The organism is Thalassospira lucentensis, assembly GCF_011806425.1.
In the GTDB taxonomy this organism is placed as follows: Bacteria; Pseudomonadota; Alphaproteobacteria; order Rhodospirillales; family Thalassospiraceae; genus Thalassospira; species Thalassospira lucentensis_B.
Map to the genome: position 1 here is coordinate 189,752 of NZ_JAATOV010000006.1, position 25,721 is coordinate 215,472.

At 52.1% G+C, this 25,721-nt stretch carries 23 protein-coding genes and 1 pseudogene; 15 read left to right on the top strand and 9 right to left on the bottom strand.

The genetic code is table 11. The annotated features are described in order from the left end of the window. Positions 1-27 precede the first annotated feature (27 nt). From HCZ99_RS17510 to pgmG, 5 genes are all read left to right on the top strand, one after another. A complete protein-coding gene (locus tag HCZ99_RS17510; protein ID WP_167448302.1) occupies positions 28-750 on the top strand; it encodes a VWA domain-containing protein in 723 nt (240 codons plus the stop codon). Then, on the top strand, positions 750-1,577 hold the full coding sequence (locus tag HCZ99_RS17515) for a molecular chaperone DnaJ (protein ID WP_167448303.1): 828 nt from the start codon (positions 750-752) through the stop codon (positions 1,575-1,577). Before HCZ99_RS17510 ends, HCZ99_RS17515 begins: the two co-directional genes overlap by 1 nt. 113 nt (positions 1,578-1,690) lie before the next feature. Beyond that, positions 1,691-2,578 carry a UTP--glucose-1-phosphate uridylyltransferase GalU gene (gene galU / locus HCZ99_RS17520; protein ID WP_167448304.1) on the top strand — a complete coding sequence of 296 codons (888 nt, stop codon included), beginning with the start codon at positions 1,691-1,693 and terminating at the stop codon, positions 2,576-2,578. Positions 2,579-2,655: 77 nt separating this feature from the next. Continuing rightward, positions 2,656-3,972: a UDP-glucose dehydrogenase family protein gene (locus HCZ99_RS17525; protein WP_167448305.1), complete on the top strand. Its 1,317-nt coding sequence runs from the start codon at positions 2,656-2,658 to the stop codon at positions 3,970-3,972. Between the two features lie 7 nt (positions 3,973-3,979). Then, positions 3,980-5,395: a phosphoglucomutase/phosphomannomutase PgmG gene (gene pgmG, locus HCZ99_RS17530; protein WP_167448306.1), complete on the top strand. Its 1,416-nt coding sequence runs from the start codon at positions 3,980-3,982 to the stop codon at positions 5,393-5,395. Between the two features lie 95 nt (positions 5,396-5,490). Here the strand turns inward: pgmG and HCZ99_RS17535 are convergent, their stop codons facing one another. After that, positions 5,491-6,792 carry a D-alanyl-D-alanine carboxypeptidase family protein gene (locus tag HCZ99_RS17535; RefSeq protein WP_254869708.1) on the bottom strand — a complete coding sequence of 434 codons (1,302 nt, stop codon included), beginning with the start codon at positions 6,790-6,792 and terminating at the stop codon, positions 5,491-5,493. Between the two features lie 182 nt (positions 6,793-6,974). Here HCZ99_RS17535 and HCZ99_RS17540 point away from each other — a divergent pair, with 182 nt between their 5' ends. Continuing rightward, complete coding sequence (locus HCZ99_RS17540) at positions 6,975-7,724, top strand: hypothetical protein (protein ID WP_254869709.1); 750 nt, start codon at positions 6,975-6,977, stop codon at positions 7,722-7,724. A gap of 229 nt (positions 7,725-7,953) precedes the next feature. On the opposite strand, the gene HCZ99_RS17545 is transcribed toward HCZ99_RS17540, so the two are convergent. Continuing rightward, positions 7,954-8,835, bottom strand: coding sequence for a hypothetical protein (locus HCZ99_RS17545; RefSeq protein ID WP_167448307.1), 882 nt, complete (start codon positions 8,833-8,835; stop codon positions 7,954-7,956). Between HCZ99_RS17545 and HCZ99_RS17550 the strand changes: the two genes are divergently transcribed. From HCZ99_RS17550 to HCZ99_RS17575, 6 genes are all read left to right on the top strand, one after another. After that, complete coding sequence (locus HCZ99_RS17550; RefSeq protein WP_167448308.1) at positions 8,834-9,352, top strand: phasin family protein; 519 nt, start codon at positions 8,834-8,836, stop codon at positions 9,350-9,352. The two genes, HCZ99_RS17545 and HCZ99_RS17550, sit on opposite strands and share 2 nt — an antisense overlap. A gap of 284 nt (positions 9,353-9,636) precedes the next feature. After that, positions 9,637-9,963, top strand: a complete 327-nt coding sequence (gene clpS / locus HCZ99_RS17555; RefSeq protein WP_167448309.1) for an ATP-dependent Clp protease adapter ClpS — start codon at positions 9,637-9,639, stop codon at positions 9,961-9,963. A gap of 3 nt (positions 9,964-9,966) precedes the next feature. Then, entirely contained in the window at positions 9,967-12,285 is a 2,319-nt protein-coding gene (gene clpA / locus HCZ99_RS17560) for an ATP-dependent Clp protease ATP-binding subunit ClpA (RefSeq protein WP_167448310.1), read from the top strand. A 103-nt stretch (positions 12,286-12,388) separates the two neighbouring features. Continuing rightward, positions 12,389-12,925, top strand: coding sequence for a hypothetical protein (locus tag HCZ99_RS17565; protein ID WP_167448311.1), 537 nt, complete (start codon positions 12,389-12,391; stop codon positions 12,923-12,925). Positions 12,926-13,487: 562 nt separating this feature from the next. Then, positions 13,488-14,105, top strand: a complete 618-nt coding sequence (locus HCZ99_RS17570; RefSeq protein ID WP_167448312.1) for a hypothetical protein — start codon at positions 13,488-13,490, stop codon at positions 14,103-14,105. 11 nt (positions 14,106-14,116) lie between these two features. After that, on the top strand, positions 14,117-15,799 hold the full coding sequence (locus HCZ99_RS17575; RefSeq protein ID WP_167448313.1) for a methyl-accepting chemotaxis protein: 1,683 nt from the start codon (positions 14,117-14,119) through the stop codon (positions 15,797-15,799). An 83-nt stretch (positions 15,800-15,882) separates the two neighbouring features. Here HCZ99_RS17575 and HCZ99_RS17580 read toward each other — a convergent pair whose 3' ends face one another. After that, positions 15,883-17,031, bottom strand: a complete 1,149-nt coding sequence (locus HCZ99_RS17580; protein WP_167448314.1) for a GNAT family N-acetyltransferase — start codon at positions 17,029-17,031, stop codon at positions 15,883-15,885. Positions 17,032-17,260: 229 nt separating this feature from the next. On the opposite strand from HCZ99_RS17580, the gene serA reads away from it, so the two are divergent. Beyond that, positions 17,261-18,502 carry a phosphoglycerate dehydrogenase gene (serA, locus tag HCZ99_RS17585; protein WP_167448315.1) on the top strand — a complete coding sequence of 414 codons (1,242 nt, stop codon included), beginning with the start codon at positions 17,261-17,263 and terminating at the stop codon, positions 18,500-18,502. A 226-nt stretch (positions 18,503-18,728) separates the two neighbouring features. Beyond that, a complete protein-coding gene (locus tag HCZ99_RS17590; protein ID WP_217701524.1) occupies positions 18,729-19,790 on the top strand; it encodes a YdcF family protein in 1,062 nt (353 codons plus the stop codon). Positions 19,791-19,870: 80 nt separating this feature from the next. Here the strand turns inward: HCZ99_RS17590 and HCZ99_RS17595 are convergent, their stop codons facing one another. From HCZ99_RS17595 to HCZ99_RS20945, 5 genes and pseudogenes are all read right to left on the bottom strand, one after another. Continuing rightward, complete coding sequence (locus HCZ99_RS17595) at positions 19,871-20,353, bottom strand: GNAT family N-acetyltransferase (protein WP_167448316.1); 483 nt, start codon at positions 20,351-20,353, stop codon at positions 19,871-19,873. Between the two features lie 14 nt (positions 20,354-20,367). Then, positions 20,368-21,045, bottom strand: a complete 678-nt coding sequence (gene aat, locus HCZ99_RS17600) for a leucyl/phenylalanyl-tRNA--protein transferase (protein ID WP_167448317.1) — start codon at positions 21,043-21,045, stop codon at positions 20,368-20,370. A gap of 264 nt (positions 21,046-21,309) precedes the next feature. Continuing rightward, a complete protein-coding gene (gene accC / locus HCZ99_RS17605; RefSeq protein WP_175581569.1) occupies positions 21,310-22,650 on the bottom strand; it encodes an acetyl-CoA carboxylase biotin carboxylase subunit in 1,341 nt (446 codons plus the stop codon). A gap of 17 nt (positions 22,651-22,667) precedes the next feature. Next, positions 22,668-23,120: an acetyl-CoA carboxylase biotin carboxyl carrier protein gene (accB, locus tag HCZ99_RS17610; RefSeq protein ID WP_167448318.1), complete on the bottom strand. Its 453-nt coding sequence runs from the start codon at positions 23,118-23,120 to the stop codon at positions 22,668-22,670. Between the two features lie 28 nt (positions 23,121-23,148). Beyond that, positions 23,149-23,256, bottom strand: a pseudogene (locus HCZ99_RS20945) (hypothetical protein); the annotation flags it as partial. Between the two features lie 574 nt (positions 23,257-23,830). On the opposite strand from HCZ99_RS20945, the gene thiS reads away from it, so the two are divergent. Then, complete coding sequence (gene thiS / locus HCZ99_RS17620) at positions 23,831-24,826, top strand: sulfur carrier protein ThiS (RefSeq protein ID WP_167448427.1); 996 nt, start codon at positions 23,831-23,833, stop codon at positions 24,824-24,826. Positions 24,827-24,953: 127 nt separating this feature from the next. On the opposite strand, the gene HCZ99_RS17625 is transcribed toward thiS, so the two are convergent. Further along, positions 24,954-25,715, bottom strand: a complete 762-nt coding sequence (locus HCZ99_RS17625) for a DsbA family protein (protein ID WP_167448319.1) — start codon at positions 25,713-25,715, stop codon at positions 24,954-24,956. Positions 25,716-25,721: the final 6 nt, after the last annotated feature.

Here is a 25,721-nt window from a genome sequence, read left to right on the forward strand (position 1 = left end):
ACCACAAAGCTGAACAGGTAGATTTACTTGGCGCGCAAAAACATTGTTTCGGATACATCAAATAGTCAGGACGTCGCAGAGTTCCTAAGCAAGGCGCGCGACCTGTCGGTGCGCGCGCCTGCCTCTGGCCCGGCACAGGGGCGGTTGATCTTTGCCATGGATGCCACGGCCAGCCGCCAGCCAAGCTGGGACAATGCCGCAATGCTTCAGGCAGAAATGTTTGACGCGGTATCGGGGCTCGGCGCGCTTGATATCCAGCTTGTGTTCTTTCGCGGTTTGTCTGAATGCAAGGCAAGTGCATGGTGCCGAGATGCCAAGGCACTTGGCAATTATATGACCAAAGTTACCTGCCAGGCGGGGCATACCCAGATTGAACGTGTCTTGGCGCATGTCGAACGCGAAGCCGCAGGCAAGAAAATCGATGCCTTGATTTATGTCGGTGACTGCATTGAAGAAAGCCCCGATATTCTTGCCCCGATAGCCGGTGAATTGGCGTTAAAGGGTGTGAAGGCATTCATGTTCCAAGAAGGCCATGACCGCACTGCGCAATTTGCGTTCGAGGAAATTGCCCGTATTACGGGTGGTGCCTTTATGCAGTTTGACGCCAGTGCTGCCAAAAAACTGCGTGATTTGCTTGGCGCTGTCGCAAGCTACGCCGTTGGTGGCCAAAATGGTCTGTCGGTTTATCAAGAAAAAACAGGGTCAAAAGACGTGCTTTTGCTGGGCAATAAATTGCGGAAAAAATCGTAATGCAATGGTTGCTGGTTGGCATCGCACTGTTTGTTGGGGTTAGTTTTTTCATCCGCTGGATGACCGAAGCCGATCCAAAAGATATCCGAAAAATCGGTATGATTGTGGCAATCTCGCTGCTGGTGATTTTCGCTGGTTGGATGCTTTTGACGGGCAAACTTGCGGTGATGGCCGGGGCTTTGGCAGCGGCCGTTCCGTTTCTGTTACGTCTTCTTAAAATTGGCTTTTTGTTGCCATTATTACGCAAGATATTCGGTTGGTCGCGTCGGACAGCACCCCCTGGTGGTTTTGGTCAGCACGGGGGTGGTGCCGGCAAAAAGTCAGAAATCAGAACGGACTATCTTTACATGCTGCTTGATCTTGAAACCGGCCAAATGCAAGGTTCCGTGCATAACGGACCATATGCCGGTGCCGATCTTGACAGCTTGGGGCTTGACGACCTGCGGTTGCTTTATGTTCAATGTTGCGGTGCAACTGATCAAAGTCAGGCTGTTTTGGAAGCTTATCTTGACCGTCGGCCAGATTGCGCTGATTGGCAGGGATGGCCCAAAACAGACCCGGGCGATAATGGCACCTATGCAGGGGGAAGCGACCGCACCCAAAACGACAGTGGTCAGAATAACAGACGGACTTCTGGCGCCGATGACATGACGGCCGATGTGGCCCGTAAAATCCTTAAGGTTGGCAGAAATGCAACCCGCAAGGAGATCAACCGGGCCTATAAAGAACAGATCAAGACGGTGCACCCAGATCATGGGGGATCGGACTATCTGGCATCGCGGCTTAATGCGGCACGAAGCCTTTTGTTACGGCTATGTAAAGAATAGCGTGAATTATGCTTACGCTTGCTTGATCACCGTTCTGGAATCGTGGCAAAAGCATTTATGCAGACAGTTCTTGAAAGAACTGGCCTGCAGCGGTTGAAAAAGGAAATTTTTGAATGTCGAAACGAATCAAAAAGGCTGTTTTCCCGGTGGCAGGTATGGGGACACGTTTTTTGCCTGCAACCAAGGCAATGCCGAAAGAAATGTTGCCTGTCGTGGACAAGCCGCTGATTCAATATGCTGTCGAAGAAGCAATTGCTGCGGGTATTGAAGAATTCATCTTTGTTACGGGCCGCGGCAAAAGTGCGATCGAAGATCACTTTGACCGGTCTGCCGAACTTGAAGCCATCCTGACCGAGCGCGGAAAAGAAGACGCGCTGGCCAAGGCGCTTGAAATGATCCCTGATCATGGTCGCGTGACCTATACCCGTCAGGGAAATCCGCTGGGCCTTGGCCATGCGGTACTTTGCGCCAAATCGCTTGTTGGTGATGAACCATTTGTCGTTCTGCTGGCAGATGACCTTATTCAGTCGCAGACGCCATGCATGAAGCAAATGGTCGAAAGTTACGGTCGTACGGGCGGCAACATGGTTGCTGTTATGGATGTGCCGCGCGAAGAGACGGCGCGCTATGGTGTGCTTGAAGTCGAAGGTACAAATGGCCGTTTGGTTAGTGCATGTGGCATGGTTGAAAAGCCAAAGCCCGAAGAAGCTCCGTCGACGCTCTCGGCAATTGGTCGTTACATCTTGGACCCGGGTATTTTCGAGGTTCTTGAAAATATCCCGCGCGGAGCTGGTAATGAAATTCAGCTGACCGATGCCTTGGCTGCGATGATCGGCAAAGTTCCGTTCTATGGATACCGTTTCGAAGGTCATCGTTTTGACTGCGGTAACAAGATTGGCTTCCTGAAAGCCACCATGTCATTTGCCTTGGCACGCGAAGATATGCGTGACGATGTACGTCAACTTATTCGCGACTTCGCCGACGGCGAAGCCGCAGAATAATATTTTAAATCAATGATATTAAGCCGGGATGGGGCATTCCATCCCGGCTGCTAATCTCCTTACTAGGATAAACATCCATGCGCGTAGCAATGATTGGCACCGGTTATGTTGGACTTGTGTCCGGTGCTTGTTTTTCAGAATTCGGCACAGACGTAATCTGTGTCGATAAAGATGTTGAAAAAATCAATCGCCTCGAAGACGGCATCATGCCGATCTACGAACCTGGTTTGGATGTTCTGGTCGAAAACAACGTTAAAGCTGGCCGCCTGACCTTTACCACTGACCTTAAAGAAGGGGTCAAGGATGCCGATGCGGTGTTTATCGCGGTTGGCACGCCGACCCGTCGTGGGGATGGTCACGCTGATTTAAGTTATGTCTATGCCGCCGCCGAAGAAATTGCCGAGGCGATGGAAGGCTTTACGGTCATCGTTACCAAATCGACAGTTCCAGTTGGAACGGGGCGTGAAGTTGAACGCATCATTCGTGCCAAACGCCCGGATGCGGAATTTGCGGTGGTTTCAAACCCGGAATTCCTGCGCGAAGGATCGGCAATTGGCGATTTCATGCGTCCGGACCGCGTCGTCATCGGCACGAGTAATGAGCGCGCACGCGAAGTGATGTCCGATCTGTATCGTCCTCTGTATCTGATCGAAACGCCGATTGTTTTCACCACGCGTGAAACATCGGAAATGATCAAATATGCGGCCAATACGTTCTTGGCGGCAAAGATCACCTTTATCAACGAAATTGCTGATCTGTGTGAAAAAGTGGGTGCAGACGTGCATGACGTAGCGCGCGGCATAGGACTGGATGGCCGTATTGGCAAAAAGTTCCTGCATCCTGGGCCGGGCTATGGTGGGTCTTGCTTCCCAAAAGATACGCTCGCTCTTGTGCGGACGGCGCAGGAGTATGACAGCCCGCTTCGGATTATTGAAACCGTGGTTAGTGTTAACGCCGACCGCAAAAAAGCAATGGCTGATCGCATTATCTCTGCCTGCGGCGGATCGGTTGAAGGCAAAACAATCGGTATCTTGGGGCTGGCCTTTAAGCCCAATACCGATGACATGCGTGATGCGCCAAGCCTTGATATCGTTCCGGCCCTGATCGCGGCGGGTGCAACGGTTAAGGCCTATGACCCCGAAGCCATGGAAGAAGCTAAGAAGCTTCTTGATGGTCTGAACTATTGTGAAAATGCCTATGATACCATCGAAAACGCCGATGCCATGGTCGTTCTGACCGAATGGAACGAGTTCCGCGGCATTGACCTTGACCGTATCAAGGAATTGCTCAAACACCCGATCGTTGTCGATTTGCGCAACGTTTATGATCCTGCCGAAATGGCTGCGAGCGGGTTCAGCTATTCCTGTGTCGGACGTGCATCAATTGGAGGCTAATACCAACATGAGTTTATCTGCCAGACATACATTTGACAGCTCGGTACTGCGTGAATACGACGTGCGCGGCGTTGTGGGGGAAACCTTGCATGCGGCGGACGCCAATGCACTTGGCAAGGCCTTTGGTACTATGGTGCGTCGGTCCGGCGGGAAAAAGGTTGCTGTCGGTCGCGATGGCCGCATCAGTTCGCCGGAATTGGCCGAAGCCCTGATTGATGGCATTCTGTCGACCGGGTGTGATGTGGTGCGGATCGGGCGTGGTCCGACCCCGATGCTGTATTTTACGGTTTATGACGAGAAAACCGATGCCGGCATCATGGTGACCGGGTCGCACAATCCATCAAACTATAATGGCTTTAAGATGCTAAATGCCGGGAAATCGGTGTTTGGTGAGGCCATCCAGGAACTGGGCCAGATTGCCGCAAAGGGTGATTTTGAAACCGGTGCTGGTGAGGTAATCGATGTGGATGTCGAAGACCGGTATGTTGAGCGTCTGGTGAAGGAGCTGGATTGCGACGTAGTAAAGCCGATGACCATTGTTTGGGATTGCGGGAATGGTGCTGCGGGCGACGTTGTTCGCAAACTAACCGCGCAGCTTCCGGGTACCCATTATTTGCTTTTTGATGAGGTCGACGGAACGTTCCCTAACCACCATCCTGACCCGACGGTTGAAGCCAATCTGGTGGACCTTAAGGCCGAAGTCGCCAAACACAATGCCGATTGGGGCGTTGCGTTTGACGGTGATGGAGACCGTATTGGAGTCATTGATGGCAAGGGCAATGTGCTTTGGGGCGATCAGTTGTTGCAGATCTTTGCGGCAGACGTTCTTCAACGCCAACCTGGTGCAGCAATCATTGCGGACGTTAAAGCCAGCCAGACTTTGTTTGACGAAGTGACACGGCTTGGTGGCAAGGCAATCATGTGGAAAACCGGTCATTCCCTGATCAAGACCAAAATGATCGAGGAAAAAGCACCGATTGCTGGTGAAATGAGTGGCCACATTTTCTTTGCCGAGCGTTATTACGGCTATGACGATGCGACCTATGCGGCTGTGCGTCTGTATCGCATTCTGGTTCAAAGCGGCAAAAGCCTTGCCGATTGGCGTGCCGCGATGCCCGTTGCGGTTAATACGCCTGAAACCCGCATTGAATGCCCAGATGATCGCAAATTCGATTTGATCGAGGAAGTTCGTGGCCGTCTGGCCGAGGCTGGCGCAGAAGTCAGTGGCATCGATGGCGTGCGTGTCAGCACCGACGATGGTTGGTGGTTGCTGCGTGCATCAAACACCCAGCCAGCGATCGTTGCGCGCTGTGAAGCGGCGGATGAGGCTGGATTGACCCGCCTTAAGGCACAGGTCACCGATCAGTTGGTTAAAAGCGGACTGTCATCGGATGATTTCTTTGCCCCGGGTGGGGGACACTAAGTCCGTTACTTCGGTCATCCCTTGATCGATAAGACATTAAAAAAGGCCGTCAGAAAGTTCTGACGGCCTTTTGTGTATCTGTATGGTTTGGCGGATTAGCCAGCGCCACCGGCGTTAATCGGGATGCAAGCAACCTTTTCACGACGAAGGGCGGCGCAGGCGGCCCGGGCATCGTTTTCACCCTCAAAGCCAAGCAGGCGGGCGCGGTAAAGAACACCGGTTTCGCTTGCTTGCTGCTCAACAGCAGCACGGGTGAGCCGAAGTACCTCTGGCGCTGTTCGCGCGGCGGCAAGGACGGCTTCTTGTGCGCGGCGTTGATCGCTAAAGGCGCCAACCTGAATGGCCCAGCCAGAACTTGCTTCTGGCTTAATGCGCGACACGACGGTTTCGGTGTCGATGCGGCCTGGCTGTTCTGCTTCGCGTCTGGTTTCGCGCTTGGCCATCAAAAGCTGTGCATCCGCAGGCAAGATTTTGTCTTCCGGGCTGAAACGCGGGCGTGGCGGCGCCATTTCGCCATCCTCTTTGAGTTTCAAGTATGCGCGGTCCAACAGTTTCTTCATCTGGTCGTCGCGGGTGCGGGCGGTGCGACCGCCAAACACGGCCGCGATCAGTCGTTTGCCGTTACGGTTGACCGAGGCGACAAGGTTAAAGCCCGATGCATTGATATAGCCGGTCTTAATCCCGTCCGTTCCGTAATAGGACGCCAGAAGATTGTTATGGTTGCCATAGGTCCGGTTGCCATAGCGGAATTTCTGGGTGGAGAAATAGTGATAGTATTTGGCATGGTTTTTACGCAGCGCCACAGCCAGCGTGATCATGTCGCGTGCCGTGGTCATCTGGCCACGGTTGGGAAGACCAGATGCATTGCGGAAAGTGGTGCGTTTCATGCCAATGCGCCGCGCCTCGGCGGTCATCATCTGGGCAAACTTCACTTCCGAACCGCCAAGATGCTCGGCCACGACAACAGCAATGTCGTTCGCTGATTTGGTGACCAAGGCCAGGATCGCATCTTTTACGGTAATGCTTGAACCTGGGGACAGGCCCAGCTTCGACGGCGCCTGCCCCCAGGCGCGCTTCGATACTTTCATCCGGGTCGAAAGTGATACTTTGCCATTATCAAGCGCATCAAAGAGCATATAAAGCGTCATGATCTTCGTCAGCGATGCCGGATACACTTTGTGGTCGGCGCGATATTGATGAAGAACCTCGCCTGTATCGCCATCAATGACCATCGCTGTATACGTTCGCGCGACTGCATTTGTCGGGGTGACGATGCCTGCGAGCGCCAGTACCGTGAGGCACATAAACGCCACAACAAAGCCCCGCAGTCGGAAACGGCTGCGTGATCGAATTGATTTGGCCAGTGCGGTAGTCCCCGAAAGGGTCATAAAATGCATTATATTGGACTCGGCTTTTGATCGTCCCCAAGAACTAAATACGATCATTGTCGCATCACAGGCTTAAACAAACCTTTAACAAATGTCAGAGTACATGACATTTTATATGTGGCCTTGAGTTGGCCATATTTCTACATCAGTCTTAGGTTATATCCGTGTAACGGAAAAAAATCGAGGATTGAATGCGCAAAATAATTTCCCCATTTGTCAATAAGATAGCAACCGCACCCGCCGTTTTCCGCCGTGTTGCCGGTGTGACCTTGGCCACATCTTTGCTTGCGGGCTGTGCCTTTACGCAGACAAGCGATATCTCAAACCCCCTTACACGTAAGGCATCTTGGTTCTCATATCTTAATGCAGATGACATGCGTATTGCCTGTTCTGCCGGAGAGGCCGAAGGTCAGATTCGTATGATATACAATGCGAATTATTACAAAGAAGTGCGTAGTTATGAAGTTCGGCCAATCGCCGGGTTTGATCAATTTGACATGGTGTCGCGCGTATTTGGTCCGGCTGAAGTTAGTCAGATCAATGTTGATATAAATGCGCCACTGGGTGCTTTTGGTGGTCAGGAAGCTACTGACATTTTGACCCGTGCGTCTTACTTGCGTCTCACTGACGCGCTTCAGGCAGATGGCTTTGGGTATCAGGATCGCGATGGTTTGCGTCTTCATTCCGATGATTACTACTGGGTCGCGATTGGCTGTTCATCAAAGAACATCACGCTGGCGGCTTGGACATCGGCGAAAGACGATCTAAGCGCGTTGGGTTTCCCAGCTGTTCTTCAGTCTCTTTCGAGTATCGAACGCTATTTGCCGGAACCGCCAGAAGCAGGGGCACCGGCAAACCCGTATCCTGTTTCGAGCAGCAAGGAACGGAATTCCGACTCCCGACATTTCTATCGCACAGTGCGCGGCAATACGTTGCGTTAAGCACCGTTTGCGGCCTTTGTTATCGAATTTCTGGATAAATCAGGTCGGCAAACAAAGATTTTTTGAAAGGGCGTGCCAAGTGATGGTGCGCCCTTTTTGCGTGTCTATGGTTCAAACAAAGATCGCTAAGGTTTTGTAATCGGTAGCGTTTTAGAAAGCCATTTGGAGATGCGGTTTCCGAATTATTCCGCGATGTACAGTTTTCAAACTGCGGCTGTGAAAACTATCACTAAAGTGTTCTTGACGTTGGAAGGGTATTCCATCTAGGGTTATGCTGCAATGCAACATAATATTGGGCAGCGAAGCCCGATAAGCAGGAGGTTGGTGCAATGGCTGTTTCCAAACCGAAGGCTTCTGGGAAAAAACGGAATCCCTCTAACGCTGCGCGTAAATCTGTACAGGCTCCGGGTAATCCGCCGCCTAAGGCATCTGAGCCCGCCGCAGCAAAGCGCACGGTAATGACATCTTCCGAAATTGAAGCGGCTGCCAAGAGCCGAGATGCCGCCAAGTCAGCAAATGCCACTGGCGAAAAAGCTGCTGCGCCGCCGTCCAAGGATGCGCCGCAAGCTGAGCCAGCAAAATCTGCTGGAAGCGGGGCGGTGGCATCGTCGTCATCTGTGGCTGCGACTGAGAAGTCGACGCCAGCCGAGTCTAAGTCATCCTCATCCACGAAGGTGGTTTCGGAGGCAAAGGAACCCGGCAAAGCAGAACCTGCCAAAAAGGCAGTGGAACCCGCAGCGCCAAAGTCAGCGGCTTTAGCCGCGTCGGAAAAACCGGGCCCAGTCCAAAGTGTCGCCGCGAAGGAAGCTGCGACGCCAAAGGCCGTTGACCCGAAAACGACCCCGAAAGCAGAAAAGGTTAGTAGTGTGACAGAGAAAGTTAAATCTGCGGCCTCGGCTAAGCCAGCCGCCGCCAAGAAGACCGCCGTCAAAAAAACGACGCCCTCTCCAAAATCGGCAGCAGCCAAAGCAAAGGTGAAGCCTGCATCCGCGCCGAAAGCAGCACCAAAAGCAGAAGCCAAACCTGCGGGATCGCCTGCGCCAAAGGTCTCATCATCGCCTGCACCAGCGGCGAATATTCCGTCAAATGACGTGTTCGGGATGGGGGCCATGTTTATGGACCCCAGCAAGATGGAGCAGTTCTTTGATCTTTGGAAGACGCCAGAAGTCGACGCGATTTTCACCGCGAGCAACGACGCCATGGAAGAAAGTGTGTCGGTCGCGAATGATGCCTTTGCCAAATGGTTTGAAACCATGACCGGGCAGGCTGACGTGTTTTCGGGTGCTGGCTCTCGGGTTGTGGCCCAATATGAAGAATTGGTCGAAATCCAGCAGAAGAAACTGGAAGACGTTTGGCAGGCCTCATCGGACTTGGTGGAAAAAAGTGGCGGCATGAGTGCAGAGCTTGTGGCGTGGGCACAGCGTGAGATGGATGCATCACAGGCTGATATCGAAGCGCTTTCAAAAGTTGAAAGCCTTTCTGACATCCAAGAGGTCAATGCCCGCATTCTAAGCCGCTGCGTTGAAAGCAGTGTCGCCGAAAGCGAGAAAATGCAGAACATGATGTTCGCGGCAATTTCCGATAGCTTTTCTGCGATGACCAAGGCCGCCAATGCCGCGATGAAATAGCATCTGTCTTCGACGTATTGTCAAAAAGGGTGGGCGTGGCATTTGGCGATGTCCGCCCTTTTTATTTGTGCGCGGTCTAAATCTTTTGGCCGTTTTGCGCCGTATTGATCAGGATAAAGCAACGAAGTTTGTTCGCCGATCTTGCAGTGGGGTATTCACGGCTTACATAAATTCTGGATGAACAGTAATTTAGTCGCCACAATTTGTGCTGCGGCCTTTGAAACAGACTGGCAATGACCTATCATGGAGTTAACGCAGGAAATAAGGGTTCCGGTAATTAAACGATGACTGAACAGGATAACGAAGGCACCGATCTGCCCAACACTGGGATCGTTACAAAAACGCGGCCCAAAACGAAAAAACCGGCCATGTACAAGGTGTTATTGCTGAACGACGATTACACACCGATGGAATTTGTTGTTCATGTACTGGAACGGTTTTTTGAAAAGGGTCGTGAAGAAGCCACTGCGATCATGCTCCAGGTCCATCAAAAGGGCGTTGGCGTATGCGGAGTGTTTACCTACGAAATCGCTGAAACCAAGGTAAATCAGGTTATGGATCTGGCGCGTCAAAACCAGCATCCACTGCAGTGCACCTTAGAGAAGGAGTGACGTATGTTATCGCGCAATCTTGAGGAAAGCCTGCATAGAGCGCTCGCTTATGCGTCAGAGCGCCGACACGAGTATGCTACGCTTGAACATCTTCTTCTTTCACTGACCGAGGATCAGGACGCGCTTGCCGTTCTGAAAGCCTGCCGGGTGGATGTTGATCGCCTGCGTTCAGATTTGCTGGAATTCGCGGATAGCGAGCTTTCCGGTTTGATCAGTGCGCGTCTTATTGATCCCAAACCCACAGCCGGTTTCCAGCGCGTTATTCAGCGTGCTGCCATTCACGTTCAATCATCTGGTCGCGAAGAAGTCACGGGCGCAAATGTCCTTGTCGCCCTGTTTTCCGAGCGCGAGTCGCATGCGGTCTATTACCTGCAGCTTCAGGACATGACGCGTCTTGATGCGGTCAATTACATTTCCCATGGCATCGCCAAGGCGTCCGAGCTTAATGAGCGGCGCATTCCGCGCGGTGCTGATGAAGAAGCCGTTTCTGGTATGGCGCCCGAAAGTGATGAGCCGGTTGCGGCAGAAGGTGAAGCGCTTAAGGCCTATTGCGTGAACCTGAATGTCAAAGCCCAAGGCGGGAAGATTGATCCGCTGATTGGTCGCCATAGCGAGATTGAACGCACCATTCAGGTTTTGTGCCGTCGCACGAAAAATAACCCGCTTTATGTCGGGGATCCTGGTGTTGGTAAAACGGCCATCGCCGAAGGTCTGGCGCGCCGGATCAATGACGGTGACGTTCCTGAAGTTCTGGCCGATGCGACGATTTTCTCTCTTGATATGGGCGCACTTCTGGCAGGTACCCGCTATCGCGGTGACTTTGAGGAACGCCTGAAAGCGGTCGTCAAAGAGCTTGAAGATTACGATGGGGCTGTTCTGTTTATTGACGAAATCCATACCGTAATCGGGGCTGGTGCGACGTCCGGCGGGGCAATGGATGCGTCCAATTTGCTTAAACCGGCATTGGCCAGCGGTTCGCTGCGCTGCATTGGTTCCACCACCTATAAGGAATTTCGAGGTCACTTTGAAAAGGACCGGGCACTTGTGCGTCGGTTCCAGAAAATTGACGTCGAAGAGCCATCCCCAGAAGATACGATCAAAATCCTTAAGGGCCTCAAGCCCTATTACGAGGAGCATCACAAGGTCAAATACACCAACGAGGCGATTCGCTCGGCCGTTGAATTGGCCACGCGCTATATCAGTGACCGTAAGCGGCCAGATAGTGCGATTGATGTGATTGACGAGGTCGGGGCATCGCGGATGCTGGTCGCGCCAAGTAAGCGTAAAAAGACCGTAAGCAAGCGTGACGTCGAAGAAATCGTCGCCAAGATTGCCCGCATCCCGCCAAAATCGGTTTCCACCGATGACCGTAAGGCACTTGCCAATCTTGAGCGCGACCTGAAAACCGTGGTGTTTGGCCAGGATCGAGCAATCGAATCAGTTGCCAGTGCCATCAAGTTGGCGCGTGCCGGGTTGCGCGAACCGGAAAAACCGATTGGGAGTTATCTGTTCTCAGGCCCGACCGGTGTTGGCAAGACCGAGGTTACCAAGCAGCTTGCGAATGTCATGGGGATTGAGTTTATCCGCTTTGACATGTCGGAATATATGGAGCGTCATAGCGTTTCACGTCTGATTGGTGCACCACCGGGCTATGTTGGCTTTGATCAGGGTGGTTTGTTGACCGATTCTGTTGATCAGCACCCGCATGCGGTTGTGTTGCTTGATGAAATTGAAAAAGCCCACCCAGATTTGTTCAACATCCTGTTGCAGGTCATGGATCACGGCAAGCTGACCGACAATAACGGCAAAACGGTCGATTTCCGTAATGTCGTGTTGGTGATGACCACCAATGCCGGTGCATCGGATATGGCCAAGCCGCCGATTGGCTTTAAGCGCGATGTGCGTACTGGCGAGGATGAAGAGGCGATCAAACGCACCTTTAGTCCGGAATTTAGAAACCGTCTTGATGCGGTTATTCCATTCGCCAACCTTAAAGCTGACGTCGTTAAGATGGTTGTCGACAAATTCATTCTTCAGCTCGAAGTGCAGCTTGAGGATCGAAATGTTTCCATCGAACTGACGGAAGCCGCGCGGACATGGCTTGCGGATCGTGGCTATGATGTTGCCTTTGGGGCGCGTCCACTCGGGCGGGTTATCCAGGAGCACGTCAAAAAGCCGCTGGCCGAGGAGCTTTTGTTTGGCAAGCTGTCGAAAGGCGGTGCTGTCTTGGTTGATATCGAAGATGACGCCGTTGTCTTTAAGTATCCTGACCATACCGAGGGCGGCAAGCTTGAGGAAAAAGACCCAGAATTTGCGGGTTGATCGACGCTTGAAGACTTTTTGTGCTTGTTGTTAATAAATAGCAGGTTACGTTGGTGCCCGGGATATAGCCCCGGGCACCAATTTATGAAGACGCCATTGTAAAATGAATCAATCTACCCAAAGACGATACCGCGAAGAGGTGGAAGAGTTTCTGTCTCGGCTTGAGCACAGGGCAAGAATACTGGTGGCTTTGGCGGATGAGCTTGAAGTGCAGGCTGATACATCGGATGTCACTGGTTATCGCCCGTTCCGCGAAGAGGTCGATAACTTCAAGGCGCTGTCGCTGGTCATCTCAGAGCGTTTCGCCAAGCTTGATAAACATCCCAAAAAAGAAGAGCTGGAAGCGCAGTTTCATAAGCTGCAAGTTGTGATGCTGCGCATTGTGATCAAAACCAGCATGAAATTCTTCTTTGTGATGAGTGCAAAGACTGTATTGCCATTGGGCGCGCGTGAGATGTTTCAGAGCGAACTTCGCACGTTGTATGAGGCTGAGCGGATGATTTCTGATCCGAAATATATCAGTCAGCTTGACGAGTCTGCGCGGGACGACTTGGAAATGGCCAAGGAAATTCTCGAAGAAATCATCGAGCACGCACCAGCTTTGCTTAATTTCGGCGACTCTAAGAAAAAGAAGAAGTAACCAGCCCGGCCTTGTCTGAGACAGGGGCGAATTTTTATTCATGTTGCGTTTTGCAAAATGCAAAGATTGCAAATTGCAAAACGCAAATAATTTTTTTGCAAAATGAAAATGCAATCGGCGCGTGCGGCTGAAAGCAAAATTATAAAAGGGCCAAAACCCCAGAAATAAGGGGTTTTTTGACCATGTTAAAAGTTGGCACGCTTCATGCTTATAGTGGAGTGGACAGTTGTTCTTTGCAGGGGCGCGTATCGCGCCTGGAACAACATTATCTTCTGCAGTTTGCTCGTGTCCCAACCAAACTCAGCGGCGGTTTTATCCGCCGCTTTTTTCTTGCCTGAATTCTAAATTCGGCTCCCCAAAATCCCCCAAAAAATACGAGATTATCCGGTTCTTCTGCGTGCGCGTAACGATATACGCGAAGTGCGGGATACTATCCTTTTGGCGGGGCTGCCTGCGAAATTTCGCAAAAAAGTTGTAGATATTATATTTCTTTGGTATAGATACCTATACTTTAAGTTAGTTTTCTCTCGCTTTTCGTCGATATGCAGTAGGAGTGGGGCTGATGAAGTCTCTTAGAAACGTGCTTTGCTTAGGGGTTTTGGCATCTGGAACCCTCCTCTTGCCGCAGGTTGCGACGGCAAAATCGCAATTACCGGGCGATCCTTCCGAACTCATCACCAATAAGATGATTCAAGGCGTTCGTGAGTGGCTATCAAATCCTGTTGTGGCTTTGTCGATCACCTCGCAGAACCTTCTGCGGAAAGATATGACGCAGGATGCGATTGACGCTGCCGATAAACAGTGGCGGGCTGAACGCGAAGCTGATGACCAGCCGCTAGTCGCGGCCATCGTCACCAATCCGCTGTCGGGGTACCTCACGCAGGTGCAGGCGCAGTCCGGCGGACTGTTTGCCGAAATCTTTGTGATGGATGCTGTTGGCTTAAATGTTGGACAAAGTTCAATCACGTCAGATTTCTGGCAGGGCGATGAAGCCAAATTCCAGAAGACGTTCCCGAACGGCCCCAACGCCGTCTTTATCGATGAGGCAGAGTATAACGAAGACTCTGATACCTGGCGCTCGCAGCTCAGCATGACCATGAGCGATGAAGATCGTCAGCCAATCGGCGCTGTGACCATCGAAATCAATCTAACAGAACTTGCTCGTCGCAGCAGCCAGTAGGGAGACGTGCCATGAATTTCTTCAAGAACCTTTCCATCCCAGCCAAGTTGATGACCTGTTTTGCTGTGATGATTGTCGTGATTTTGATGGTTGCTGCCGCGGGTATGTTCTCGACGATGAAGGTAGAGGGGGCTAACCAGCAACGTAACTATTTGTCGGATTTTGAACGCGATTATCGCAGCCTTGATCGTTCATACCTTAAGGCGCGCCAGGAATTGGTCTATTTCCTGACCACCGGGGATCGCAATGGTCTGAAAAGTTATCAAGAAGCGTTGACCGAGATTGATACGCGTACTGATGTCTTAAAGAGCTACAGCTCCATCAGTCCAGAAGTCGCCACCTTGATTGAGCATATGGATGCGGCGATTGATAAGTGGGAAGCGATCGCCGAGGAGCAGGCGACTTTGATGCGCCACTATTTGACGGTGAACCATGCACGCGCGATCGAGGCCTCAGGCGAGCCACGTGCGTTGTCCAACGAAGTCAGCAAGATCGCCAATCAGCTTTCAGCGATTATTGATGGAATGGTGGCGGATGTTCAGGCGCAAGTTAATCAGGCGATGAATATTTTCCAAATCACGCTTGGCTTTGGGGTCATTTTGTTGATCGCGATGGCGGCGCTGTTCGGCGGAACTTTGTCGCGTATGATCGCAACACCAATCCGCAAAATGACGGATGCGATGGGCAGTTTGGCATCGGGCAACCTTGATATTGAAATCCACGATATGAAGCGTGCAGACGAAGTTGGTGCCATGGCCAAATCGTTGGAAGTGTTCCGTGAAAATGCCCGTGAACGTGCCCGAATGGCCGAGCAAGAACAAGTTGAAGCCCAGCGTCAGGTCGAACGCAGCAAACGCATGGGCGTTCTGGCAGCTGGCTTTGACGAGAAAATTCAAGATGTTCTTGTTTCGGTTAATGCGGCACTTGATGAAGTTCGATCTGCATCTGAAACGCTTTCATCGCATGCGGTACGCGCAAATGGCGATGCAAAGAATGTTGCCGAGCAGGCCGAAGAATCGTCAACCAACATTGAAACGGTTGCATCTGCGACTGCACAGCTGTCGTCGTCGATTTCAGAAATTTCGGCCCAAATCGCCCGTGTTACCGAAATTACCCAGCTTGCAGTGGGTGAAACCGAACGTACAAACGAGCGGGTTGGAAAGCTTAATGAAGCAGCACAAAGTGTTGGCGAAGTTGTCAACCTGATCAGCGACATTGCGGATCAAACCAACCTTCTGGCTTTGAATGCGACGATTGAATCGGCTCGTGCCGGTGAGGCCGGTAAGGGCTTTGCGGTTGTTGCCGGTGAAGTCAAAAACCTTGCATCGCAGACCGTGAAGGCAACCGAACAGATCACGGCGAAGATTTCCGAGATGCAAAGTGAAACCGGTGCGGCGTCTGAGGCCGTTCGTGGCTTTGCTGACACCATTCACAAAATCGATGAATTGATGTCGGTCGTCGCCAGTGCCGTTGAAGAGCAGGGGGCTGCAACCGAGGAAATTTCACGCAGCGTCGAAGGTGCCGCCAATGGCAACATGGCGATTACAGATGCTGTACGAAATGTTGCGGTTGCAACCACCGAAAGTGGCGATCTGTCGAACGGGCAGCTTGATAGCGTGGGACGATTGGCCGCGGCCAATGACGAATTGCGGACCCACGTGAATGGCTTCCTTGAGGATGTCCGCACGGTCTGATGAATGTGACCTAAACACAACAAAGGCGCGGTTTTCGGATCGCGCCTTTTTCTTATGCCGATCAACCCGTTTCGGTGGTGGGGTTAATCCTGGCGATAAGGGCTGTGTTCAGATTGGATGAATTCTTGGTCCTGCGTGATGTGGTCTTGTTCCTGTTGCAGGAATTGCGCAACCGCACGGCGCAGGCCAGGATCATTGATCAGATGGGCGGAATGGGTAATGACCGGTTCATAGCCGCGCTGGATTTTATGTTCGCCCTGCGCGCCGGCCTCCACCGTTTTAAGGCCATGTTCGATGGCAATGTCGATGGCCTGATAATAGCAGGTTTCAAAATGCAAAAGCGGCGTGCGGTCCACTGAACCCCAGTTCCGCCCATAAAGCGTTTCCGACCCGATCAGGTTAAGCGCACCGGCAACCATTTCACCATCGCGAAAGGCAGATACCAAAACGGTTCTGTCGCGCAGTCTTTCATGCAGCAATTCAAAGAACTGCCGGGTTAAGTATGCTTGGCCCCATTTACGGTCTGATGTATCGCGATAAAAATGATAAAATCGGTCCCAATGTTCCGGTTTAAGGTCATCACCGCGAAGGGCCTTGAACGTATAGCCAGCTTCGAGAACTTGTTTGCGTTCCTTGCGCAGGTTTTTACGTTTGCGTGAAACGAGCGCGCCCAAAAAATCATCAAATGTCTGATAGTTGCGATTATGCCAGTGATATTGCAGGCCTGTGCGGGTTAGAAACCCCGAATCTTGCATCTGCGTGCTTTCATCCGCGCTGCAAAACGTGACATGTAACGTTGCCATGCCGAGTTTTTCGGGGAGTATCGAAAGACCTTCGATCAGCATGCGGCGCACGCTTTCGGGATCCGGATGATCGGGCGATACCAGCAATCGGGGCCCGGGCACCGGCGAGAAGGGGACAGCTGATTGCAGTTTTGGGTAATATTGACCGCCCGCACGTTCATAGGCCTCAGCCCAAGCCCAATCAAAGACATACTCGCCATAAGAGTGGGCCTTGATGTAAAGCGGCACGACTCCCGCAACGTTTCCATCATCGCCGCTTAGCAGAAGATGAAAGGGCTGCCAGCCATTTTCCGCGCGGGTTGAGCCGCTGTCTTCCATTGCCGATAAGAAGGCAAAGCTGACAAACGGATTATCTGACCCAGCACATTTGTCCCACTGGGTTTGGCCAATCTCATGAATATCGGTGACGGTCTTGATTTCGGCGGGCAAGGTGCGGTCCCCTGATTTCGTTCGGATGGCCACTGTTGGCCTTTTTTATACGCAGTAGCCGGTATATGCGTTCAAAAGATAGGCGCATTGCGCATTTACGCAAGGGAAAGCCTTTGACGGACGCGCTTCAAGGTCCTATTTCATTGGGCCACGGACCATAAGGAAATGGTTCCAATGAACGGCTCGGGATAATCCCGTGTCGCCCTCGCGAAGAAAAGGATGGTGCGCCGTGAACAGCAAACTTTCGTTGGAGAAGGACAAGATCAAGATCGTCCTGCTCGAAGGTATCCATGAAAACGCTGTAAAGATGTTCAAACAGGCCGGCTACTCAAATGTCGACCATTACCCTGCTGCGCTCGACGCGGACGAATTGAAGTCCGTTGTTGCAGACGCGCATTTTCTTGGCATCCGTTCTCGCACCAAATTGACCGAGGAAGTGATTGATGCGGCGCCTAAGCTGACCTCGATCGGGTGTTTCTGTATTGGGACCAATCAGGTTGATCTGACGGCTGCTGCGATGCGCGGTATCCCGGTCTTCAACGCACCGTATTCCAATACCCGTTCGGTTGCTGAACTGGTTTTGGGTCAAGTCATTATGTTGCTGCGCGGTATTCCGCAGCGCAACGCTGCTGCCCATGACGGTGGTTGGCTTAAAAATGCCAAGGGCTCTTACGAAGCGCGCGGTAAGACGCTTGGTATTATTGGTTATGGGCATATCGGCTCACAGCTTTCGGTTCTGGCCGAATCGCTTGGTATGAACGTCATTTACTATGATGTGATCAACAAACTTGCGATGGGTAATGCAACCACCTGTGGTTCGATGGATGAGCTGCTTGCAAGCTCTGACGTGGTTTCGTTGCATGTTCCGGCCAATGATCAGACCAAGAACATGATCACTGCGGCAGAAATCGCCAAAATGAAGCCGGGCGCGCATCTGATTAACGCTGCACGTGGCAATGTCATCGTGATCGAAGATCTGGCAGCCGCCCTTGAAAGCGGTCATTTGGCTGGTGCGGCACTTGACGTGTTCCCGGTTGAGCCGGCAGGCAAGGATGAGAAATTCGAAAGCCCGCTGCGTGGTATGAACAACGTTATCCTGACGCCGCATATTGGTGGTTCGACCCAGGAAGCGCAGGAAAATATCGGCTTTGAAGTTGCTGACAAGCTGATCACTTATTCTGATAACGGCTCGACCTTGGGCGCTGTGAACTTCCCGGAAGTTTCCCTGCCGGTCAAGGATCGCACCCATACGCGCTTTATGCACATTCACCGCAACGTTCCGGGCGTTTTGTCGAAAATCAACGATGTATTCTCGACACGCGGCATGAACATCAGTGGCCAGTATCTGCGCTCTGAGGGCGGGGTTGGTTATGTGGTCGTTGAAGTTGACGAAGAAATCAAACCGGGCCTTGGTGTTCGTAAAGAACTTGCAGCCATCGACGGCACCTTGCGGGTTCGCTTCCTGTTCTAATCGGGCAAGGGTAATAGATTGAATTAAGAAGGGCGGGTGCCATATGGTACCCGCCCTTTTTCTATGCCCGGGTCAATTTGGTATTCTAAAAGTGACAGCATACAATACCAATTATGCTAGATTTCGGGGATTTTCGTATATTTTCAACATTGTGGTATTCAAAAGGTATCTTTCGTGCTTGGATTGCCCAACTACGTTTAGTTGGCTTCACAGTAGGAGAAGAAAAATGAAAATAAAGAGAATGGTCGTCGGTTTGGGTGTCTCGCTGATTTTGGCAGGGACAGCCTTTGCACCGGCAATGGCGGCGGATGCGACGGACGGCGCGCGTATCCGCGAACTGGTCGATACGGGGATGCACTATTACTGGTCGGGTGGTGACATCAAAAAGGCCGAGGCCGAGGTGTTCAAGGGCATCACCCTGCACGGTCGATACGATGTCGTCGAACAGGCCTTTGCCGAGGCATCCAAGCTCGCACCAGAACGGATTGATTTGCGTTACGCGATTGCGTCAGCGCGCATTCTGCAAAAGAAACTCGATGAGTCGGCGGAAACTTATATCGGTATTACCCGTGTCGATCCGCATGCTTTTGATGCTTATACGTGGTTGGCGGCGTTGGCGCATATCCGTGGCGAAGATGATCAGTATCGCAACTATATGGACGCGATGGCCGGAATTGATCGCGACAAGGCGGATGATTACCGTAAACGCTTCTTGCGCGCTGATGCCAACATGGCCGAAGCCCCAAATCAGGACGTACCGGTTCTCGGTGAAAAACCGACCATCGTGATTCTGGGCTATGCACTTGCCGACGACGGCACAATGCGAGATCCCTTGATGCAGCGTCTTGAAGTCGGGCTGAAAGCAGCCAAAGCAAACCCGACTGCGCGTGTGATGGTCACTGGCGGTCAGCCGAAATCTGGCGTCACCGAAGGCGATATGATGATGCGCTGGCTGGTTGAGCAGGGCGTTGATCGAGATCGCATCATGCTCGAGGACAAGTCAAAAGACACCGTCGGAAACATGCTCAATATCGCGAACCTTTTGAACCGACATACGACCGATGACATCATTTTGGTCACCAGTGCTAGCCACATGCGCCGCGCCAAAACGGTGCTTCAGGACGCGCTCGATCAATATGGTCTGGATGCATCGGTTCATCCATTGATCGCACTTGATTTTGATAGCATCGAAGAAGCATCGAAAGTTAGCGACAGCGAAAAGCTTGTCGTCTATCGCGATATGCTGCGTGTATCGGGCATTTGGGCGTTTCCGGGCTTGCAACAATAGTCGTACAATTCAAAACGCCAGACAATCTAACGAACTGACGCCCGTGTGGCGTCAGTTTTCGTTTGGCACACAGGAAAATGTCAAAGCTTGCGATACATGACGAGTGCGTCTGTTTCACCCAATGTTGGGTGCATGAACGCACCGGGCAGGCGGCCCACAATCTCAAAACCAAGCGTCGGCCAAAGATGGACAGCGGCCGCGTTGCTGGCGATGACAAAATTAAACTGCATCGCACGGTAACCAAGGTTCTTGGCGCGGATCAAAGATTCTTCGCACATTTTACGTGCGATACCGCGCCCGCTGGCGTTTGGGGCAACCATATAGCCGCAATTACACACATGTGCGCCGCCACCGGCCTGATTTGTCCGGATGTAATAGGTGCCAACGATGTTGCCGTCTTCTTCTGCAACCAGAGCGACCTTGTCCGGACCCAGCCAGTAATCAGCAATCTGATCGCGCGTCAGGGTAGGATCAATCGCGTAGGTGTCGCCGGCACGCAGGATCGGTTCGACAATGGCCAGAATGGCGTCTTTGTCCTTTGGGGTCGCTTTGCGAATATGCATGGGAACTCAAACTTCTAGGATGTTGGGCTTCGTTGAATGTGTGGCGCGTTATCGCCGCCCGTCAGGGTTTGTTCAAGAATTTCTTGATCGACTTCAAAGGGCAGGTTTGCGCGCCCTGCCAAGGCCTTGGCCAGTTCATTGCGGTAACGTTCGCGCGGGATTTCAAGCACCCCGAACTGTTTAAGGTGATCATTGACGAATTGGGTGTCCAGTAGGCTATAGCCGCCTTGGCGCATCAGCGCGACCAGATGTACGAGCGCAACCTTGGATGCATTGGTGGCGCGCGAAAACATGCTTTCACCAAAGAAAGCCTTGCCCAGACTGACCCCATAAAGGCCGCCGACAAGTTTGCCGTCTTTCCAGGCTTCGATGGAATGTGCGCAGCCCATTTTGTGAAGTGCGCAATAGGCTTCTTGGATGTTGTCGTTGATCCATGTGTCATCACGATCATCGGTTTGTTCTGCGCAAGCGCGAATGACGTCGGCAAAGGCTTTGTCGACATGGATTGTAAAGCCGCCTTTGCGCACTGCTTTACGCAAAGAACGTGGAACATGAAAATCGTCCAGCGGCAAAATGCCGCGCCATTCCGGATCGATCCAATAAAGCGTCGGATCGTCATGGCTTTCGGCCATGGGGAAAAGCCCGACAGAATATGCCCGGATCAATAAATCAGGGGTCAGCTGGTTTGACATGATCGCAGTGATAATCTTTTCCGTCCTGTCTATCTGACGACACTGTACATATGTGGTGTCACACCGGCCAGACAAGGCCGCCTAAGTGTTTGGTCAGCGTGAATTATCATCTTACGCGCGTTTGATTAAATAGTTGATCCCAAATGCCCGTAACACAAATGAAATTTGCATGATCTGTTGTTTTGGCGTTGATATCGGTGCAGTGGGTATAAAAAAAACGGGGACCAGAAAAGGTCCCCGTTTTTCGTGCAGTCATGTGACGGCTTATTTCATGCCCATGAATTTTTCCAGCCAGTGGATGTCGTAATCCCCTTTCTGGATGTCCGGGTTCGCCAAAAGTTCCTGATGCAGCGGGATGGTGGTTTTAATGCCACCAATTGCATATTCAGCCAGCGCACGGCGCAGGCGCATCATGCATTCTTCGCGATCACGACCATGCACGATCAATTTTGCGATCATGCTGTCGTAATAGGGCGGGATCGAATAGCCGGTGTAAATGCCGCTATCGACGCGCACGCCCAAGCCACCCGGTGCATGGTATTCGGTGATCTTGCCCGGTGACGGAACGAAGGTTTCCGGATCCTCAGCATTGATACGACATTCAATCGCATGACCGTGAATTTCAAGGTCTTCCTGCTTAAAGGACAGCTCAAGACCCGCCGCGACACGGATCTGTTCGCGTACAAGGTCAACACCGGAAATCATCTCAGTAACCGGATGCTCGACCTGCAAACGGGTGTTCATTTCGATGAAATAGAACTCGCCATTTTCATACAGGAACTCGATGGTGCCAGCATTGCGATAGCCCATACCGATCATGGCATTCGCCACGGTCGAGCCGATGCGTTCGCGTTCTTCAGCCGTTAAGGTCGGCGAAGGGGCTTCTTCAAGAACCTTCTGATGGCGACGCTGCAACGAACAGTCACGTTCGAACAGATGCACGGCATTGCCGTGGGTGTCGCCAATCACCTGCAATTCGATATGGCGCGGCTTGCCAAGGTATTTTTCAATGTAAACCGCTGCATTGCCAAAGTTCTGCAACGCTTCTTTGCGGGTCATGGAAAAGGCTTCGGCAAGCTCTTCGTCGCGTTCCACGACTTTCATGCCGCGACCGCCACCACCACCAGATGCCTTAATCAGCACCGGATAGCCAATATCGTTGGCGCACTTACGGGCTTCTTCGACGTCGGTGATTTCGCCGTCAGACCCTGGAACGACTGGGATGCCAAGTCGTTCGACGGTCTGTTTGGCGGTGATTTTGTCACCCATCGTGCGAATATGTTCCGGCGTCGGGCCGATGAAGGCAAAGCCGTGTTCTTCAACCATCGAGGCGAAGTCAGCACTTTCTGACAGGAAGCCATATCCGGGATGAATGGCGTTTGCGCCGGTGATTTCGGCAGCAGACAGAATGGCCGGAATATTCAGATAGCTGTCTTTGGACGAGGGCGGGCCAATACAGACCGATTCGTCCGCCAGTCGCACATGCATGGCGTCCGCGTCAGCGGTCGAATGCACAGCAACCGTTTTGATGCCCATTTCGCGGCAGGCGCGCTGAATGCGGAGCGCGATTTCACCACGGTTGGCAATCAGGATTTTGTCGAACATGCGGTTCTTACCCTGGCTTATTCAATAATGATCAGCGGTTCGTCATATTCAACCGGATGGCCGTCGGTGGCGACAATCTGCGTCACTTTACCAGATTTCGGCGCGCGGATCGGATTGAAGGTTTTCATCGCTTCGATCAGCATAACGGTCTGACCTTCGGCAACGGTAGAGCCGACAGAAACAAACGGTGCTGCACCTGGTTCCGGCGCAAAATAAACCACGCCGACCATTGGCGATTTAACAGCACCCGGATGGGCACCCAAATCAGCCGGAGCGGCGGCAGCAGCGGCAGCTGGTGCGGCGGGCGCAGAAACTGCGGCTTGTGCCGGGGCAGCGGCAACCATGGTGCCCTGGCGGGCAACACGAATGCGGTTGTCACCAGCGGCAACTTCAATTTCGGTCAGCTTGGTGTCGTCCAGCAGCTCTGCGAGCTGGCGAATGGCGTCATTGTCGATGTTGAACTTGCTCATTTCGATATCTTTTATGATGGTGAGTGGATCAATCCGCGCATGGCATCCAGGGCGTGGATATAGCGTGTATATAGCTCTGGGAGCCAAACCCGTAGATCATGCCGTTTGCAGCTTTCGAGACGTAATAAAGATGTCTGAAGGCATCCCGCGTTTAAATATTGTACAGATGGCCCCTGATGATCGGCAATTTTGATGCCCAAAATACATCAAGGGGCGCATTCGATATGTGCGTATATGCCTCAGCAAGGTTAAGAATACCAGAATCTTCTTGTTGGACGTGCTCATTCCCGTCAACCGAACCCCATTTCGGGATGTCAAAAAGCGTAATTTTGCAATCAGTAGGGGATTTGCAGCTGTTTTTGCAGCCGTTCCAGATTGATTGCATTTTATCGTGCCATCGGCATCCTTACCGACATTGGTCGGCAGGTTCAAATTCGGCTCATTTAGAATGTAGACGGGTTTCGTCATTCGTTCCCACATGTCCAACATTGAGTGGTGCGTTTATACCACGCGCAAACTCTGACGCAACGTTGCATTGGTCCGATATGGTGGGCGTGCGCAGCTGATAAATAACTGTATTTCGTCATTTACGAAACTTTGCACGCGATCTTGGATAAAAACCATGGAACGCAGCTTGCCTCAGGCCTGCCTGCTGCGCATACTGCGCGGCAATCGTGAATATTTTGATACCATAGGGATTGAGCGAAAAGATGCGCCTGACCATCAACGGTGAAGACCGCACTATCGAAACGGCTGGTACTGTTTCCGAACTTCTTGGCGAACTTGGCATTGCCTCGACCAAGGTTGCAGTCGAACGCAATTTGGAAATCGTTCCCAAAACAGCGTATGACGAGACCCCTCTAATGGAAGGCGATAAGTTCGAGATCGTCCATTTTATTGGCGGAGGGTCACAAGAAGCGGATCTGGCGGCTGCCGATGATGCCGGGTTTGTCGTTGCGGGTAAAAAATTCTCGTCGCGTTTGCTGGTTGGGACCGGAAAATACAAAGATTTCGACGAAACCCGCATTGCGATCGAAGAATCCGGTGCCGAAATTGTCACGGTTGCTGTACGCCGGGTGAACTTGAGCGATCCGAACCAGCCGATGCTGGTCGATTATGTCGATCCGAAAAAATACACTTATCTGCCCAATACGGCGGGCTGCTTTACCGCCGATGATGCGGTGCGGACTTTGCGACTTGCGCGCGAAGCAGGCGGTTGGAACTTGGTCAAACTGGAAGTTCTGGGGGATCAGGCAACGTTGTATCCCAATATGCCTGAAACGCTAAAGGCCGCCGAAGCCCTGATTAAGGATGGCTTTGATGTCATGGTTTACTGCAGCGATGACCCTATTCAGGCCAAAATGCTTGAAGATATGGGCTGCTGCGCGATCATGCCGCTTGGTTCATTGATTGGGTCGGGCATGGGTATTCTTAACCCGGTGAATATTGCGTTGATTAAGCAAAATGCCAGCGTGCCGGTCTTGGTCGATGCCGGGGTCGGCACGGCGTCGGACGCTGCGTTCGCGATGGAACTTGGCTGTGATGGTGTTTTGATGAATACCGCCATCGCCGGGGCCAAAGATCCCGTCCGGATGGCGCGGGCCATGAAACATGCGATCATTGCCGGACGTGAATCGTTCTTGGCCGGACGTATGCCAAAGAAACAATATGCAGACCCATCATCCCCGTTGGTCGGCATTATCTGATCGCATTTCTTGTGCTTTGAGCTAGGCAAATAAAAGGCCGTTTCATTATCGAAACGGCCTTTTGGCATTTATTGTCTTCACGAAACGGTTTGACTGCAAATGTAGTCAGGCCGTTTTGGACTTCTGATCAAGATGCCTTTTCAAGGCCAGCTTGCACCAGTGAATCGACCCGTTCCATATCCGCACCGGAAACCAGGGTGCCGTTAATGATAAAGGCTGGCGTGCCACTGATCCCAACGGATCGCGCCATGGCGGAATATTGCGCCAGCATTCCGTTGATTTCAGGCGATTTCATATCCGCGTTCATCTGATCAACATCAACGCCGGCAGCTTCTGCCAGTTCGTTGATACGTTCTTCGTCGAGCAAACCACGGTTGCCCATGAAGGCCTGATGGACTTCCAGGTATTTGCCTTGTTTGGAAGCAGCCAAGGCGGCGCGTGCAGCAGTCGCACTTTCTTCACGCAGGATCGGGAATTCGACGAAAATGGTGCGGACCTTGCCGTCTGAATTTTCGGCAATCTCCATCACGCCATCAAGGGCGCGCTTGCAGTAGCCGCAGTGATAATCAAAGAACTCAATCACAGTGACAGGTGCATCGGCAGGCCCGACGGACGGAACAGACGAATCTGCGACCAGTGCATCCCAGACCGGGGTGATGGCTTCTGATTGCTGGCGTGATTTTTCGGCTGCTTGCCAGCTTTGGACGTTCTGAATTGCGCGCAACAGAACATCGGGATTTTTAATCAGATATTCTTCGATGATCCCATCGATTTCAGCTTTTTGCGCCGCGCTGAATTGTTCATCGGCCTGTGCGGAAGGAACTGTAAACAGCATTGCCGCTGCAATACCCGTACCGGCAAGTAAGCGTTTAATGAGCATAGAATTCATAGGACG

Bases quoted from the DNA above. Each gene is read 5' to 3' on its own strand.
- HCZ99_RS17525 (WP_167448305.1), top strand. From the start codon at position 2,656: ATGCGCGTAGCAATGATTGGCACCGGTTATGTTGGACTTGTGTCCGGT.
- HCZ99_RS17570 (WP_167448312.1), top strand. From the start codon at position 13,488: ATGAAGTCTCTTAGAAACGTGCTTTGCTTAGGGGTTTTGGCATCTGGA.
- HCZ99_RS17550 (WP_167448308.1), top strand. From the start codon at position 8,834: ATGTTTATGGACCCCAGCAAGATGGAGCAGTTCTTTGATCTTTGGAAG.
- HCZ99_RS17625 (WP_167448319.1), bottom strand. From the start codon at position 25,715: ATGAATTCTATGCTCATTAAACGCTTACTTGCCGGTACGGGTATTGCA.
- clpS (WP_167448309.1), top strand. From the start codon at position 9,637: ATGACTGAACAGGATAACGAAGGCACCGATCTGCCCAACACTGGGATC.
- galU (WP_167448304.1), top strand. From the start codon at position 1,691: ATGTCGAAACGAATCAAAAAGGCTGTTTTCCCGGTGGCAGGTATGGGG.
- HCZ99_RS17590 (WP_217701524.1), top strand. From the start codon at position 18,729: ATGAAAATAAAGAGAATGGTCGTCGGTTTGGGTGTCTCGCTGATTTTG.
- aat (WP_167448317.1), bottom strand. From the start codon at position 21,045: ATGTCAAACCAGCTGACCCCTGATTTATTGATCCGGGCATATTCTGTC.
- pgmG (WP_167448306.1), top strand. From the start codon at position 3,980: ATGAGTTTATCTGCCAGACATACATTTGACAGCTCGGTACTGCGTGAA.
- HCZ99_RS17545 (WP_167448307.1), bottom strand. From the start codon at position 8,835: ATGGCCCCCATCCCGAACACGTCATTTGACGGAATATTCGCCGCTGGT.
- clpA (WP_167448310.1), top strand. From the start codon at position 9,967: ATGTTATCGCGCAATCTTGAGGAAAGCCTGCATAGAGCGCTCGCTTAT.
- HCZ99_RS17575 (WP_167448313.1), top strand. From the start codon at position 14,117: ATGAATTTCTTCAAGAACCTTTCCATCCCAGCCAAGTTGATGACCTGT.
- HCZ99_RS17540 (WP_254869709.1), top strand. From the start codon at position 6,975: ATGCGCAAAATAATTTCCCCATTTGTCAATAAGATAGCAACCGCACCC.
- HCZ99_RS17535 (WP_254869708.1), bottom strand. From the start codon at position 6,792: ATGCATTTTATGACCCTTTCGGGGACTACCGCACTGGCCAAATCAATT.
- accC (WP_175581569.1), bottom strand. From the start codon at position 22,650: ATGTTCGACAAAATCCTGATTGCCAACCGTGGTGAAATCGCGCTCCGC.
- HCZ99_RS17565 (WP_167448311.1), top strand. From the start codon at position 12,389: ATGAATCAATCTACCCAAAGACGATACCGCGAAGAGGTGGAAGAGTTT.
- HCZ99_RS17515 (WP_167448303.1), top strand. From the start codon at position 750: ATGCAATGGTTGCTGGTTGGCATCGCACTGTTTGTTGGGGTTAGTTTT.
- thiS (WP_167448427.1), top strand. From the start codon at position 23,831: ATGCGCCTGACCATCAACGGTGAAGACCGCACTATCGAAACGGCTGGT.
- accB (WP_167448318.1), bottom strand. From the start codon at position 23,120: ATGAGCAAGTTCAACATCGACAATGACGCCATTCGCCAGCTCGCAGAG.
- HCZ99_RS17595 (WP_167448316.1), bottom strand. From the start codon at position 20,353: ATGCATATTCGCAAAGCGACCCCAAAGGACAAAGACGCCATTCTGGCC.